The sequence below is a fragment of the Nocardia sp. SYP-A9097 genome (genome assembly GCF_009649815.1).
In the GTDB taxonomy this organism is placed as follows: domain Bacteria; phylum Actinomycetota; class Actinomycetes; order Mycobacteriales; family Mycobacteriaceae; genus Nocardia.
In genome coordinates, this window is record NZ_WJIC01000006.1 from 301,216 (window position 1) to 314,175 (window position 12,960).

Consider the following 12,960-nt stretch of genomic DNA (forward strand, 5'->3'; position numbering starts at 1 on the left):
CTACACTGCCCAAGACGAAGTTATCTCCAGCACAGGAGGCTCAGTGCCCAACCATGCCAACGCGCAGATCACGAAGGTCCTCGTAGCCAACCGAGGCGAGATCGCCGTGCGCGTGATCCGGGCTGCCAAGGACGCCGGTATCACCAGCGTCGCGGTGTATGCGGAACCGGACGCCGACGCGCCGTTCGTGAAGCTCGCGGATGAAGCTTTCGCGCTCGGTGGCCAGACCTCGGCCGAGTCGTACCTGGTCTTCGACAAGATTCTCGATGCGGCCGCCAAGTCGGGCGCGGACGCGATCCACCCCGGTTACGGATTCCTTTCCGAGAACGCCGATTTCGCGCAGGCCGTGATCGATGCCGGGCTGATCTGGATCGGCCCGTCGCCGCAGTCCATTCGCGATCTGGGTGACAAGGTCACCGCCCGCCACATTGCCGAGCGCGCCAGCGCGCCGATGGCGGCGGGCACCAAGGATCCGGTGAAGAACGCCGACGAGGTCGTCGCGTTCGCACAGGAGTACGGCGTTCCGGTCGCGATCAAGGCCGCCTTCGGTGGTGGCGGTCGCGGTATGAAGGTCGCCCAGACCATCGAGGAGATCCCGGAGCTCTTCGAATCCGCCACCCGTGAGGCCATTGCCGCCTTCGGTCGCGGTGAGTGCTTCGTGGAGCAGTACCTGGACAAGGCCCGCCACGTCGAGGCGCAGGTGCTGGCCGACCAGCACGGCAATGTCATCGTGGTCGGTACCCGTGACTGCTCGCTGCAGCGTCGTTTCCAGAAGCTGGTCGAGGAGGCCCCCGCGCCGTTCCTCTCCGATGAGGTGCGCGGCAAGATCCACGAGTCCGCCAAGCGCATCTGCAAGGAAGCGCACTACTATGGTGCGGGCACCGTGGAGTACCTGGTGCAGGGCGAGACCGTGTCCTTCCTCGAGGTGAACACCCGCCTGCAGGTCGAGCACCCGGTCACCGAGGAGACCGCCGGTATCGACCTGGTGCGTCAGCAGTTCCGCATCGCCGAAGGCCATGAGCTGGAACTGAAGTCGGATCCGGCCCCGCGCGGGCACTCGTTCGAGTTCCGTATCAACGGTGAGGACGCGGGCCGCGGCTTCATGCCCGCCCCCGGTCCGGTCGTGGTCTACAAGGAGCCCGCGGGCCCCGGTGTGCGCGTGGACTCCGGTGTGGTCGAGGGCTCGGTCATCGGTGGCCAGTTCGACTCCATGCTGTCCAAGCTGATCGTCACCGGCGAGAACCGTGAGCAGGCGCTGCAGCGTGCGGCTCGCGCGCTGGCCGAGTACCAGATCGAGGGCCTGGCAACGGTTCTGCCGTTCCACCGCCACATTGTGGAGAACCCGGCGTTCATCGGTGACGGCACCAAGTTCGACGTCTACACCAAGTGGATCGAGAACGACTGGACCAATGTCATCGAGCCGTACACCGGTGGTGTGCCGATCGAAGACGAGGACGAGGCTCCTCGCCAGAAGGTGGTCGTCGAGGTCGGCGGCCGTCGCCTCGAGGTCTCGCTGCCCGGCCAGTTCTCGGTCGGCGCCGTGCCCGCCGGCAATGGCGCGGGTGTGGTCCGCAAGAAGCCCAAGCCGCGCAAGCGTGGTGGCGCCGCGGGTGCCGGTGCGTCCGGTGACTCGGTGACCGCTCCGATGCAGGGCACCGTCGTCAAGGTCGCGGTCGAAGAGGGTCAGACCGTCGAGGTCGGCGATCTGGTCGTGGTGCTCGAGGCCATGAAGATGGAGAACCCGGTCACCGCGCACAAGGCCGGTGTCATCACGGGCCTGTCCGTCGAGGCCGGCGCCGCCATCACCCAGGGCACCGTGCTCGCCGAGATCAAGTGATCTCACGCCGGATTCGATAGTCCGGCAACAGGATTCCCGATGGGGCCGCTCACCTGGTGAGCGGCCCCATCGGCATGTGTGGGTCGGTGGTTCGCACCGGTTCGTGCGAACCGCTCTGTGCGCGCTCGTTTGCGGGGTTTGGGGCGAAGCCCCAAGACCCTCGCGTCAGCGACCCCTCTCCCGGGCGGCGCGGGGCTCGACCGGGCGCGATAAGGTCGATATATGGCTGAACCACCGGATATTCGCATCGGCACCGCGGAGCGGGAAGAGGCCATGAAACGGCTGTCGGACAATTTTGCCGCGGGGCGGTTGAGTGTGGCCGAATTCGACGAGCGCAGTGGGGTTGTCGCGGCGGCGGTGACGCGCGGGGATCTGGAACCGGTGTTCGCGGATCTGCCCGCGCTGGTGAGTGATAAGCCCGCCCCGGTGAAGGTGTCGCGGTTCGGTGGGAATCTGCCGGAGCGGATCATGCCGGTGGTGCCGATTCTGTGTGTGATCTTCTTCTTGATCACGCATCAGTGGTGGGTGTTCCTGGCGATTCCGTTGGCGGGTGCGGTGTTGTTCGGTGGCCGCGATCAGCAGCGGCGTGGACGGCGTGAGGACCGCCGGGATCGCAGGCGGGAGCGCTGATGGAACCCATCGAAATCAATGCGGGCAGTTGGTATTTGCGGGCCATGCGCGCGGATGAGCGCATCGACGACCGCCCCGCGCTCGCCGACGGCGGCATCACCGATCCCGAGTACGTGGCCAAGCGCACCACGGAATGGGCTGACGAGACGCACTTCTCGTGGGCGGTGTGCGTCCCCACCACCGCCGAGATGGTCGCCGAGATCGGTGTGACCCCCGGGACCGACGGCACCGCCACGATCACCGGCTGGGTGCGCGCGGGCTATCAGGAGGCCCTGGACGACGGTCTGGAATCGGTGCGCCGCTTCACCTCCGGATTCCTCGGCCTGGAACCGGTCGAAGCGTCCTGAACCTGGTGTCCGGCGGGTCGTTCCTATCCGGTCCGGAACATTGATTCACGCCTGAATCCCCAGTTCAACGCCTTGTCATGGCCTGATCCATGACAAAAACCATTGGTGCCCAACCCCTTTCCGGGAGACCCTGGAGTCGCATCCGAAACCGACGGTAAGGGGGAGCGGTTATGTGGGGCTGGAGTAAACATCAGGCAGAACGGGCGGCGTTCTCGGCGGTGACGAGCTGGACTGTCACCGAACCGGAGCCGACCATCACCGAGCAGGAAATCACCACCGAGACCCCGGGGGTCGAGGACGGCGCACCCGCCGAGAACGACGGGTGCGCCGTCGCACCCGGCCTCCGTGCCGAGGACGAGCGGCTCATGGTCGGTGGAGTAGCCTGCGGGAATGGACAGGCCACCCTTGGATATCGATCGGCTGCGGAGCACTCTCGCCGCATCGCCGCGGGGATCGTTCTTCACCGCGATCGACGCGGTGGAGTCGACGGGGTCGACGAATGCGGACCTGGTTGCGCGTGCCGCCGATCCGGACACCGATCGCCTGGTATTGATCGCCGAATCACAGGAGCGCGGCCGCGGCCGGCACGAGCGCTCCTGGGTGAGCCCGTCGCGCGCCCAGATCGCCATGTCGCTGTTGGTACGGGCGCGCGGTATCGATCCGGAGGTGCTGGGCTGGCTGCCCCTGTTGACCGGGGTGGCGGTGGTGGACGCGGTGCGCGCGTCGACCGGGGTGAAGGCAGTCCTGAAGTGGCCCAATGACATTCTGGTGGAGGGCCGCAAGCTCTCCGGCATTCTGGCCGAGCTCGCCGCGGTCGGCGTCGATCCCGCGATCGTGGTGGGCGTCGGCCTGAATGTCAGCCTCACCGAGGCGGAACTACCTGTCCCACACGCGACTTCGCTGCTGCTGTCCGGTGCGGCCGATGCCGATCGCACCGAGCTGGCAGCGGCCATCCTGCGCGAATTCGCCCAGCGCTTCACCGCCTGGGAGAATGCGGGCTGGGATATCACCGACCTCTCCGCCGCCTACCGGGATCGCTGCTCCACCATAGGTTCCCAGGTGAAAGCCGAGCTTCCCGGCGGTGAGGTACTCACCGGCACCGCCACCGGCGTAGATGAGAACGGCCGCCTCCTGATCGGCGACCGTGCCGTCTCGGCCGGCGATGTCACCCACCTGCGCGCCGAATACTGATCCCGCCGCGAGAACCCTTCTCATCCATGCTGTTTCGGCGGTTTGCCGGGCTTGTGGTCGCCCTGATCGTTCGAGCCGCCGTTCTGGTCCGACCCCGGCCGGCCGGAATTCGGTGGCGGGACAGGGAATACCGGAAGGGACGGGAACACGGGTGCGGTTATCGGTGGGAGGCCGGGCAATACGAGGACCGGCGGGCCGGGTAGGTCGCCCTGCGGCTGCGCGGTCGGAGGCTGCGCGGCCATGGTTTCGGGCGACTCCGGCGCGGTCTCGGACGGTACAGGGTTCGATGTAATCGTGTTCGGGCCGGTCACATTCGGCGCGGACGTCGCCGCTGCCCCGTCATTCGACTCCTGCCCGGTGGAGCCGGTTCGGCCGGCGACCCAGATCGCCGCGCCGACGATGGTGGCCACTGCCACCACGAGTGCCGCGATGGCCACGGCCACGACGGCGAAGGTCGCCCCGCGCCGGGGGTCGGTAGTCGCGGTGGCCGGCTGCGCCACACCGGTTGTGGGCGTGTGGTTCCCAGGGCTCGAGCCGACCGGTCCCGTCGCGTGGGTTTCGAGTGGAAGCGGCCACGACGTGGCGGAGGATGCGTGCGCCGCAAGGTGTTGAGGCGGGAAGGACGCCGTTGTCGCGGCGACTGGTTGCGCCGCAAGGGTTTCGGGCGAGACCGGGTCTTCCAGCGCGGTCGCGGGGGTGGCCACGGTGAACTTCAGCGTTGCTGCGTCCGAGTCGGGGGCGTCGACGGCGGTGCGGACGGCGTCGGCGAATTCGCCTGCGCTGGAGTATCTTTGCGCGGGATCTTTGGCCATGGCGCGGGCGATCACCCGGTCGAGGGTGCCGGGGACCTCCGGTGCCAGGTCGGTGGCGAATGGTACGGGTGCGTCCAGGTGGGCGCGCATGAGTTGGGCGGGGTTGCGGGCGCGGAAGGGGCGCTGGCCGGTCAGGCATTCGTAGAGGACGCAGCCGAGTGCGTAGATGTCCGAGCTCGAGGTCGATTCTCCGGCAAAGCGTTCCGGGGCCATATAGGCGGGTGTGCCGACCAGCATGCCGGTTTGGGTGATGCCGGGCTGGCCGTCCTCGAGCGCGGTGCCGAAGTCGATGAGGTAGGCGGTGTCGTCGGGCGCGACAATAATGTTGCGCGGCTTGATATCCCGGTGCACCAGGCCGATCGAGTGGGCCTCGTCGAGCGCCGACGCGATCTGTGTGATGAGGGTGACTGCTTTGGGAGGTGCGAACGGCCCCTCCCATTCGAGCAGTGCTTCGATATCGAGTCCGTCGACGAAGTCGGACTCGATATACAGCCGTCCCTCGAGTTCGCCGTAGGCGCGCACCGCCACCACGTGCGGACCGTGCAGCCGGGCGGCGACTCGGGCCTCACGCTCGAAGCGCCGCCGGTACTCCGGATCCTCGGTCAGTACCGAGGCCAGCACCTTGAGCGTGACGGTCCGGTCGGTGGAGGTGTCGAATGCCCGCCACACCTGTGCCGAACCGCCGCTGCCGAGTGGTTCGTCCAGGCGGTATCGGCCCAGGTAGCCATCCCACACCTTGCAGTCCTCTCGTCTCGCCGGGGGTCACCCTAGCTGCCCGAGATGACTGATGCTCAGACTGTTTGCAATTCGGCTCGCTCGGCCTCGCGGGCCAGCAGCCGATCACGCTGTTCCTCGAATTTGGCGGTATCGGCTTCGAGCTTGGTGACATATGCGGCGAGGGTCTCCCGCGCCTGCTCGCCCCGCGGCCCGAAGTCGTTGCGCTCGAAGATATTCCAGTGCTTGAGCACCGGCTGCACCACCTCTTCGAGGTGCTGGCGCAGATCGTAGATGCCGTGCTTGGCCATCATCACGCCATTGCGCCGGAAGTTGGGCATGCCCGCGCCGGGCATGACGAATTCGGTGAGCACCTTGGTGATCGCCTCGAGGGCCTGATCAGGTACCAGGTCCAGGCCGGCGCCGCAGAGCGTGCGGTAGAAGATCATGTGCAGGTTCTCGTCGGCGGCGATGCGCTGCAGCATGCGGTCGGCGATGGCGTCATTGCAGACGCGTCCGGTATTGCGATGTGAGATGCGGGTGGCGAGTTCCTGGAAGGTCACGTATGCGACGTTCTCCAGGAAGCCGCACCAATCCTCGGGTGACTGTGCGCCATTGGTCATGTGGATCATGCGGGCTTCTTCGAGCGCGACGGGATCGACGCCGCGGGTCACCACGAGGTAGTCGCGGATGACGATGCCGTGCCGGTTCTCCTCGGCGGTCCAGCGCCCGACCCAGGTGCCCCAGGCGCCTTCCTGGGAGAAGTTCTCGGCGATCTCCCGGTGGTAGGAGGGCAGATTGTCCTCGGTGAGCAGATTGGTCACCATGGCGATCTTGGCGACCTCGGTGAGCGAGGATTGCGATGGATCCCAGTCCTCGCCACCCATGGCGGCGAAATTGCGGCCCTGGTCCCACGGCACGTAATCGTGCGGGTGCCAGTCCTTCGCCATCGACAGGTGGCGGTTCAGATTCTGCTCCGCCACCGGTTCGAGTTCTTGCAGGATCTCCAGCTGGGTCAACTCTCGGGTCACACACGCCTCCTGTGTCATGCGCCGATTCGTGATCGGCCGGAATGGTGTTGCGCGGGACAGCTCGACGAAAGGTGAGTTCTGTGGTCGCCGATGCTACGCGGATGCGGCACGATTGTGCTCCAGTCCGCCACTCGGCGTGGGGCATTCTGACATCTCCGCGCGATAGGGTGCACGCATGGGTTATCCGGAGGAGGCATTGGCGGCCGGGGAAGAGCTGCTGCTGCATCGTCATCCGCATTGGAAGATGTTGTTCTGGCCCGCAGTGACATTCATCCTGATCACGGCATTGGCCGGATTCGGATTGGGTGTCGCCGCACGCAATACCGCGGGCACTCTCGCGTCCGGTCTGTTGATCGGTATCGGGGTGCTCTGGCTGGTGATTGTGTTGTGGCGCAGCGTCGTCCCGCTGATTCGCTGGAAGTCCACACATTTCATCATCACCGATCGGCGTGTCCTGATCCGGCAGGGCGTGCTGACCCACACCGGAATCGACATTCCGATGAACCGCATCTCGAATGTGCAGTTCCGGCACAGGTTGTTCGACCGAATGCTGGGTACCGGCACGCTCATCGTCGGGTCGGCGTCGGAGGATCCGTTGGAGTACGACGACATTCCGCATGTGCAGCAGGTGCACGCGCTGCTCTATCACCAGGTCTTCGATGTGGTGCACGGTGATTCACGAAAAACGGATCCACGCAATGGTGGCTATCACGGTTCCGCGGATAACTACCCGTAGGCTTGCTCCGTGACCGCTGTACTGCTGGCCGAAGACGACGAGGCCATTGCCGCGCCGCTGTCGCGAGCGCTCGGGCGTGAGGGCTATGCGGTGACCGTGGAGAGTTACGGTCCCGCCGTGCTGGAACGCGCCCTCGAAGGCGGCCATGACCTGCTGATACTCGATCTCGGACTACCCGGTATGGATGGTCTGGAGGTATGCCGTCAGGTGCGGGCGCGCGGGGCGGATCTCGCGGTGCTGATGCTCACCGCGCGCACCGACGAGGTCGATTTCGTGGTCGGGCTGGACGCGGGCGCGGACGACTATGTGGGCAAACCCTTTCGGCTCGCCGAATTGCTGGCGCGGGTGCGAGCCCTGTTGCGGCGCAGTGGAATCGGGGACGAAACGGTCGAAGTGGGCGGAATCCGGCTGGAGCCCGCCGCGCGCCGCGTACTCGTCAACGGCATGGAAGTGAACCTCGCCAACAAGGAGTACGAGCTGCTCAAGGTGCTCATCGACCGCGCCGGACAGGTGGTTTCGCGCGAAACCATTCTGCGTGAGGTGTGGGGTGACGCCGATCTGCGCGGCTCCAAAACCCTGGATATGCATATGTCCTGGCTACGCCGCAAGATCGGCGACGAGGGGCCGGTGGCGGAGCGCCGAATCGTGACGGTGCGCGGCGTAGGCTTCCGCTTCAACACCGACTAGGTTCGCGCCGCCGATTTGTCCGTGCTCCCCTCCGCGCCGTCCTGGCGTGCCCGAATCGAACGCCGAGCGAAGCGAGGCATATCGACCATGAGACGCAGAATCCTGCTGTCGATGGTGGCTGCCCTGACCCTCACCACACTGGTTCTCGGTGTGCCACTGGCCTTCACGGCCTGGCAGTGGGTGGAGGACATAACTCGCAATGAACTGCGCAATCGGCTCGATCGGATCGCCGTGGAGGTGGTGGCGCAGGAGCGTGACGACGGACTTGTGCACGGGGAGTTGGATCTGCGGTCGGTGCGGCCGCTGATTCCGGAGGATGGCCGGCTCACCATCGTGTATCCGACACCGCAGGACAATGCCTCGCGTATCGATGTCGGCTCGGACTCGGTGGACGACCTGCTGGCGGAGTCGCTGGCCATGGGTACCTCCGGTTCGCTGCGGCTGGAAACCCCTGCGGCGCCGATGCATTCGATGCAGCGGCAGGCGCTGGGCGCGGTCGCGGCGCTGGTGCTGATCTCGCTCGGGGCGGGTATCGCGGTGGCGGTGGTGACCGCGCGGCGGGTCGCGGATCCGCTGCGTGATGTGGCGGCGCGGGCGGCGCGCCTGGCCATGGGTGACTTCCGCGCGGATTCGCGACGGCACGGCATTACCGAACTCGATCGCGTATCGGACGTATTGGACTCCGCGACAGTCGAAATCGCGGGCCGGCTGCAACGCGAGCACGCCCTCGTCGCCGATGTCTCACACCAGCTGCGCAGCCGCCTCACCGCGGTCCGGCTCCGCCTGGACGAACTCTCCACCCATGACGATCCCGCCGTCGTGCACGAGGCGGAAGAGGCTATGGCACAGGTGGATCGGCTCACCGACGCCATCGACGAACTGGTCCGCGCCTCCCGCGACGAAGGTGCCGCCGACCGCGACCCGGTGCCCGTGGTCGCGGAACTCCGTGGCGTAGTTGCGGAGTGGCGACACCCCTTCGCCGAAGCGGGCCGCAAACTCGTCCTGCTGGGCGACCCCACCCTCCGCGCCCCCGTAACCGGTTCCCGCCTCCGAGAAGCGGTCGCGGTCCTGGTCGACAACGCCCTGATGCACGGCGGCGGCACCTGCACGGTCTCGGTCCGCACGGTCACGGGAGGCCTGGCCACCCGGGAACCCCTCGTGGTAGTCGAGGTCGCGGACGAGGGCGACGGTGTCCGAGACGAGTTGGCCCCCCACATCTTCGACCGAGGCTTCTCCGCCGCCGGCTCCACCGGCGTGGGCCTGGCCCTCGCCCGAGCCCTCATCGAGGCGGACGGCGGCCGCATGGAGCTCCAACGCCGCCGCCCCGCCCTCTTCGCCGTCTTCCTCGGCTCCTCCGGTGCCCCCGCCCGCCCCACCGCGAACGGCCCGGTCACAGAACCGCGTTGAGCGTTTTCATCGAAAGGCCGCCGCTGTCGGTCGGCAATCCCGTCATCCCGGCATGCTTTTGGCCGGGATCCACCTATCTCTATCGATTCCCTAACCATTCGCTGGCCGGGCCTGAGTAATCGGTCCATACCTTCGGATTCGTCGGACACACCGGCGAGAGATCGTCGACGAGACGAAGGAGTTGCCATGCGTAAGAACACAGTTCGCCGCGGCGCGATCACGGGCGGAGTCGCGGGAGTGGCGATCATCGCCGCTCTACTGGCCCCGGCCGTCGCCAATGCGGCCGAACCGGGCGCGCCCGCGGTCGAGGTGGCCGAGCCGAGCGTCGCGGCGGTGGCCGAGCCGAGTATTGCCGAAGTCGCCGGCCCCGAGGTCGTGCAGCCCGGTGTCGGGATCCAGATCGATCCCTCCGGCCCGAACGACATATACACCACCGACGACCCGTCGCAGACCGTCATCATCACCCAGGACCGTGACGGCCACGGCACGGTGACCCGCGTTCATCCCGGCCCTCCGCCCGGCGCGGTACCGGCCATCCCGCTGCAGCCGGGTCAGCCGGGCGTGGTCATTGCCCCACGCGACAGCATTCCGGCCATGCCGATCGTCCCCGCCCTGCCCGCACCGTCCACCGGTAGCGCGGGCTGAGTCACCGCATCGCGAGCGGTTCGCCCCGGTTTGCCCGAGTCGCTCAAGGGCGGGGAGTGGCCGGTCGGGTCGAATTGATGCGCGGTCCGGGCGGTTCGCCGACCGTCCGGGCACGGGTGGCGTCAGTAGGGTCGGGGCTGTGAACAGTCCGCTGATTCTGGTTGTGGACGATGACGCGCGGGTGCTGGCGTCGGTGGCGCGGGGGCTGCGGCTGTCCGGTTTCGAGGTGGAGACCGCGACGGACGGGGCTGCCGCGCTGGCGCGTATCACCGCGAGCGCGCCGCAGGCCATGGTGCTGGATCTGAATATGCCGCTGCTGGACGGGGTTCAGGTGGTGACGGCGTTGCGGTCGTTCGGCAATGACATTCCGATCTGTGTACTGAGTGCGCGGGCGGAGGTCACCGATCGCATCGGCGCGCTGGAGGCCGGGGCCGACGACTATCTCACCAAGCCGTTCGATCTCGGCGAACTGGTCGCCCGGTTGCGGGCCATGCTGCGTCGCGCCCCGGCACCCGCGCACAGCTCCGACCGAATCGTGGTCGGCCCGCTCACCATTCACCCCAGCGCCCGCCGCGCCTACGCCAATGACATCCGCCTCGACCTCACCAAACGCGAATTCGACCTGCTCACAGCCCTTTCCGCCGCCCCCGGCCAGGTGTTCACCCGCGCCCAACTGCTGGACCGGGTCTGGGGCTACGACTTCGAAACCCAGACGAAAGTTGTCGACGTGTTCGTCTCCTACCTGCGCCGCAAAATCGAGGCCACCGGCAGTCCCCGCCTCATCCACACCGTCCGCGGTGTCGGCTTCGTCCTGCGGGACGACGCGTGAATGGAGGTCGCTCCTCGAGGTGGCCACCGTCCCTGCGGCGGCCTTGGTCGCTGCGGACCCGCGTGGCGCTGGCCAGTGCTGCCACGGCGGCCGTGGTCGTCGCGGTGATGAGTACGGTGCTGTTCGCGGTGGCGAGTAGCGATGCTCGAACACAGGTGGGCACGGTGGTGCAGGCACTGGCCATCCGTCAGGCGGAGGGGACGGTCCCCGCCGATGGGCCCAAAGTCACTGTCACCAACCAGGATCCGGCCGGCTCGGGTCCGCCGCAGCCGTCCGTGCCCGCGGTAACCAGTCCGGGGGGTGAATTGGAGTCGCTCCCGGCGCTCCCGCTCCCGAATATGGAGTATGCCCGCACCATTCCGGTGGACGGGCAAGCCGTGGTGCTGGCCGTACCTCGAACAGTGGCAACGGATTCCGCGGCCAAGCAGCGCACCCGGATCATCGCGATCGGGGTGGCCGGGACGGTGCTCGCGGCCTTGCTGGGCTGGTTCTTCGCCTCGCGTGCGGTGGCTCCGCTGCGCCGATTGACCGCCGAGACAGCGGAATTGGGTGATCGGCTCGAATTGGCCTCCCCGAAGACCTCGTCGGCCAGCGAGACCGCAGAGCTGGCGGTCGCCATGAACTCCATGCTCGGCCGTATCGCCGATGAGCGCCGCCACACCAGCGAAGCCCTGGTCACCGCAAGGGATTTCGCCGCCACGGCCGCTCATGAACTGCGAACTCCATTGACCGCCATGCGCACCGACCTGCAGGTACTGCGCAGCATGCCGCTCTCGGAGTCCGAGCGCACCGAGATCCTCGACGAGGTGCTGGCCGGCCAAACCGCTATCGAGGCGACCCTGCATGCCCTGGAGCGCTTGGCCGTCGGCGATCTGACCACCGAATCCGATTGGGAGGAAGTCGATCTGGGTCAACTCGTCGATCAGGTGGTCGATGACGCCCTGCAAACGAATCCCGGCGTCCGCATCGAAACCGAAGGCGTGGAATCCATTCGACTGCGCGGCCTGGTCGCCGGCCTGCGTTCGGTGCTGGAGAACGCCATTACCAATGCCGTCCGGCACGGCTCCGCGAACCATATCGGTATTGCCGCGCGGACCAGCGGCGATACCGTCACCCTCACCATCGATGACAATGGCAGCGGTATTCCCGAGCCGGAGCGTGAACGCGTCTTCGACCGCTTCCATCGCGCCAGTCCGAATCCCGGTAATGGCCTGGGCCTGGCTCTGGTCGCGCAGCAGGCCCGCTTGCACGGCGGCACGGCAACTCTCGATGACAGTCCCCTCGGTGGTGCCCGCCTGACCGTCGCCCTGGAGGTTCATCGAGGCCGTTTATGCGAGGGCGACAACTGATTTGGTGAATGTGGGGTAACTCTTGGGGTACGTCCAGAAGCTGTGTTGCGCCTGACCGTCAGTACGCGAATGGGACTTGTGGGGCTCTTAGCCGGGCGCTGAAGTCTCGGGGAGGCGGAATAGCTTGTGGGGCCGCCTCGTTTTCAAGTCTCAGCTGTGTCCGAGTTGTTCCTCGTTGACGAGGTCTTCGAACTCTTCGGCGAGTTCCTTCATTTCATCCGGGAACACCCAGCGCCGCATGGCCCAGAATCGGAATGCCATCTGCAGCAGATTGCCGATGATGAACGCGCTGAAGAAGTCGGCGACGTTCTCGACGGTGAAACTCACATTCGGCTGCCGCAGGTCGAATACGTAGCTGGAGATGTACAGCGGCAGGCTGGCCAGCAGGACGCCGATACCGCTCACCGCGAAGAACAGCAGCGCTTCGTGATGCTTCTCGCGGCCGCCGCGCTTGTCGAAGGTCCATTCGCGATTGAGGATGTACGACACGATGACCGCGATGGTGCCCGACAGAATGCGGGCGATCGTCGGTTTGGTATCGAGTACGGTCCACTTCAGCAGGTAGAAAATGCCGATGTCGATGACGAAGGTCGTCGCACCGACAATCGCGAACTTGAGTAGTTCGGAATGCCGGTCCGCGAGGTCCCGCAACGGCGTGGGCAGGACGTTTATCACCTTGTCGACAAATGACACCAGGCGAGTCTACGTCCCACACCGACCCCGGGGGCAACCCGCAGGATCCGGG

The 12,960-nt window shown here is 66.6% G+C and carries 14 protein-coding genes; 10 read left to right on the forward strand and 4 right to left on the reverse strand.

Annotated features, from left to right (window positions below):
• The first annotated feature begins 43 nt into the window (after nt 1-43).
• From GFY24_RS15675 to GFY24_RS15685, 3 genes are all read left to right on the forward strand, one after another.
• A complete protein-coding gene (locus tag GFY24_RS15675) occupies nt 44-1,837 on the forward strand; it encodes an acetyl/propionyl/methylcrotonyl-CoA carboxylase subunit alpha (protein WP_309230895.1) in 1,794 nt (597 codons plus the stop codon).
• A 222-nt stretch (nt 1,838-2,059) separates the two neighbouring features.
• Nucleotides 2,060-2,467, forward strand: a complete 408-nt coding sequence (locus GFY24_RS15680; protein WP_153805766.1) for a DUF1707 domain-containing protein — start codon at nt 2,060-2,062, stop codon at nt 2,465-2,467.
• A complete protein-coding gene (locus GFY24_RS15685; protein WP_153805767.1) occupies nt 2,467-2,814 on the forward strand; it encodes a hypothetical protein in 348 nt (115 codons plus the stop codon). The genes GFY24_RS15680 and GFY24_RS15685 overlap by 1 nt, the downstream gene beginning before the upstream one ends.
• A 190-nt stretch (nt 2,815-3,004) precedes the next feature.
• Here GFY24_RS15685 and GFY24_RS15690 read toward each other — a convergent pair whose 3' ends face one another.
• Nucleotides 3,005-3,181 carry a hypothetical protein gene (locus GFY24_RS15690; RefSeq protein ID WP_153805768.1) on the reverse strand — a complete coding sequence of 59 codons (177 nt, stop codon included), beginning with the start codon at nt 3,179-3,181 and terminating at the stop codon, nt 3,005-3,007.
• A gap of 23 nt (nt 3,182-3,204) precedes the next feature.
• On the opposite strand from GFY24_RS15690, the gene GFY24_RS15695 reads away from it, so the two are divergent.
• Entirely contained in the window at nt 3,205-4,005 is an 801-nt protein-coding gene (locus tag GFY24_RS15695; RefSeq protein WP_153805769.1) for a biotin--[acetyl-CoA-carboxylase] ligase, read from the forward strand.
• A 20-nt stretch (nt 4,006-4,025) separates the two neighbouring features.
• On the opposite strand, the gene GFY24_RS15700 is transcribed toward GFY24_RS15695, so the two are convergent.
• Complete coding sequence (locus GFY24_RS15700) at nt 4,026-5,552, reverse strand: serine/threonine-protein kinase (RefSeq protein WP_153805770.1); 1,527 nt, start codon at nt 5,550-5,552, stop codon at nt 4,026-4,028.
• Between the two features lie 56 nt (nt 5,553-5,608).
• The gene (locus GFY24_RS15705; protein ID WP_309230896.1) at nt 5,609-6,562 is read right to left on the reverse strand and encodes an acyl-ACP desaturase; all 954 of its coding nucleotides are present in this window, start codon (nt 6,560-6,562) and stop codon (nt 5,609-5,611) included.
• Nucleotides 6,563-6,737: 175 nt separating this feature from the next.
• On the opposite strand from GFY24_RS15705, the gene GFY24_RS15710 reads away from it, so the two are divergent.
• From GFY24_RS15710 to GFY24_RS15735, 6 genes are all read left to right on the forward strand, one after another.
• Entirely contained in the window at nt 6,738-7,298 is a 561-nt protein-coding gene (locus tag GFY24_RS15710; protein ID WP_153805772.1) for a PH domain-containing protein, read from the forward strand.
• Between the two features lie 9 nt (nt 7,299-7,307).
• Nucleotides 7,308-7,985, forward strand: a complete 678-nt coding sequence (locus GFY24_RS15715) for a response regulator transcription factor (protein WP_309230897.1) — start codon at nt 7,308-7,310, stop codon at nt 7,983-7,985.
• Between the two features lie 87 nt (nt 7,986-8,072).
• Nucleotides 8,073-9,392: a HAMP domain-containing sensor histidine kinase gene (locus GFY24_RS15720; RefSeq protein WP_153805773.1), complete on the forward strand. Its 1,320-nt coding sequence runs from the start codon at nt 8,073-8,075 to the stop codon at nt 9,390-9,392.
• 186 nt (nt 9,393-9,578) lie between these two features.
• Nucleotides 9,579-10,037 carry a hypothetical protein gene (locus GFY24_RS15725; protein ID WP_153805774.1) on the forward strand — a complete coding sequence of 153 codons (459 nt, stop codon included), beginning with the start codon at nt 9,579-9,581 and terminating at the stop codon, nt 10,035-10,037.
• Between the two features lie 139 nt (nt 10,038-10,176).
• Nucleotides 10,177-10,866 carry a response regulator transcription factor gene (locus tag GFY24_RS15730; protein ID WP_309230898.1) on the forward strand — a complete coding sequence of 230 codons (690 nt, stop codon included), beginning with the start codon at nt 10,177-10,179 and terminating at the stop codon, nt 10,864-10,866.
• Nucleotides 10,867-10,928: 62 nt separating this feature from the next.
• Nucleotides 10,929-12,215: a HAMP domain-containing sensor histidine kinase gene (locus GFY24_RS15735; RefSeq protein ID WP_153805775.1), complete on the forward strand. Its 1,287-nt coding sequence runs from the start codon at nt 10,929-10,931 to the stop codon at nt 12,213-12,215.
• Nucleotides 12,216-12,365: 150 nt separating this feature from the next.
• On the opposite strand, the gene GFY24_RS15740 is transcribed toward GFY24_RS15735, so the two are convergent.
• A complete protein-coding gene (locus GFY24_RS15740) occupies nt 12,366-12,908 on the reverse strand; it encodes a GtrA family protein (RefSeq protein ID WP_309230899.1) in 543 nt (180 codons plus the stop codon).
• Between the last annotated feature and the right edge of the window lie 52 nt (nt 12,909-12,960).

Bases quoted from the DNA above. Each gene is read 5' to 3' on its own strand.
- GFY24_RS15685 (WP_153805767.1), top strand. From the start codon at position 2,467: ATGGAACCCATCGAAATCAATGCGGGCAGTTGGTATTTGCGGGCCATG.
- GFY24_RS15695 (WP_153805769.1), top strand. From the start codon at position 3,205: ATGGACAGGCCACCCTTGGATATCGATCGGCTGCGGAGCACTCTCGCC.
- GFY24_RS15680 (WP_153805766.1), top strand. From the start codon at position 2,060: ATGGCTGAACCACCGGATATTCGCATCGGCACCGCGGAGCGGGAAGAG.
- GFY24_RS15690 (WP_153805768.1), bottom strand. From the start codon at position 3,181: ATGAGCCGCTCGTCCTCGGCACGGAGGCCGGGTGCGACGGCGCACCCG.
- GFY24_RS15725 (WP_153805774.1), top strand. From the start codon at position 9,579: ATGCGTAAGAACACAGTTCGCCGCGGCGCGATCACGGGCGGAGTCGCG.
- GFY24_RS15720 (WP_153805773.1), top strand. From the start codon at position 8,073: ATGAGACGCAGAATCCTGCTGTCGATGGTGGCTGCCCTGACCCTCACC.
- GFY24_RS15710 (WP_153805772.1), top strand. From the start codon at position 6,738: ATGGGTTATCCGGAGGAGGCATTGGCGGCCGGGGAAGAGCTGCTGCTG.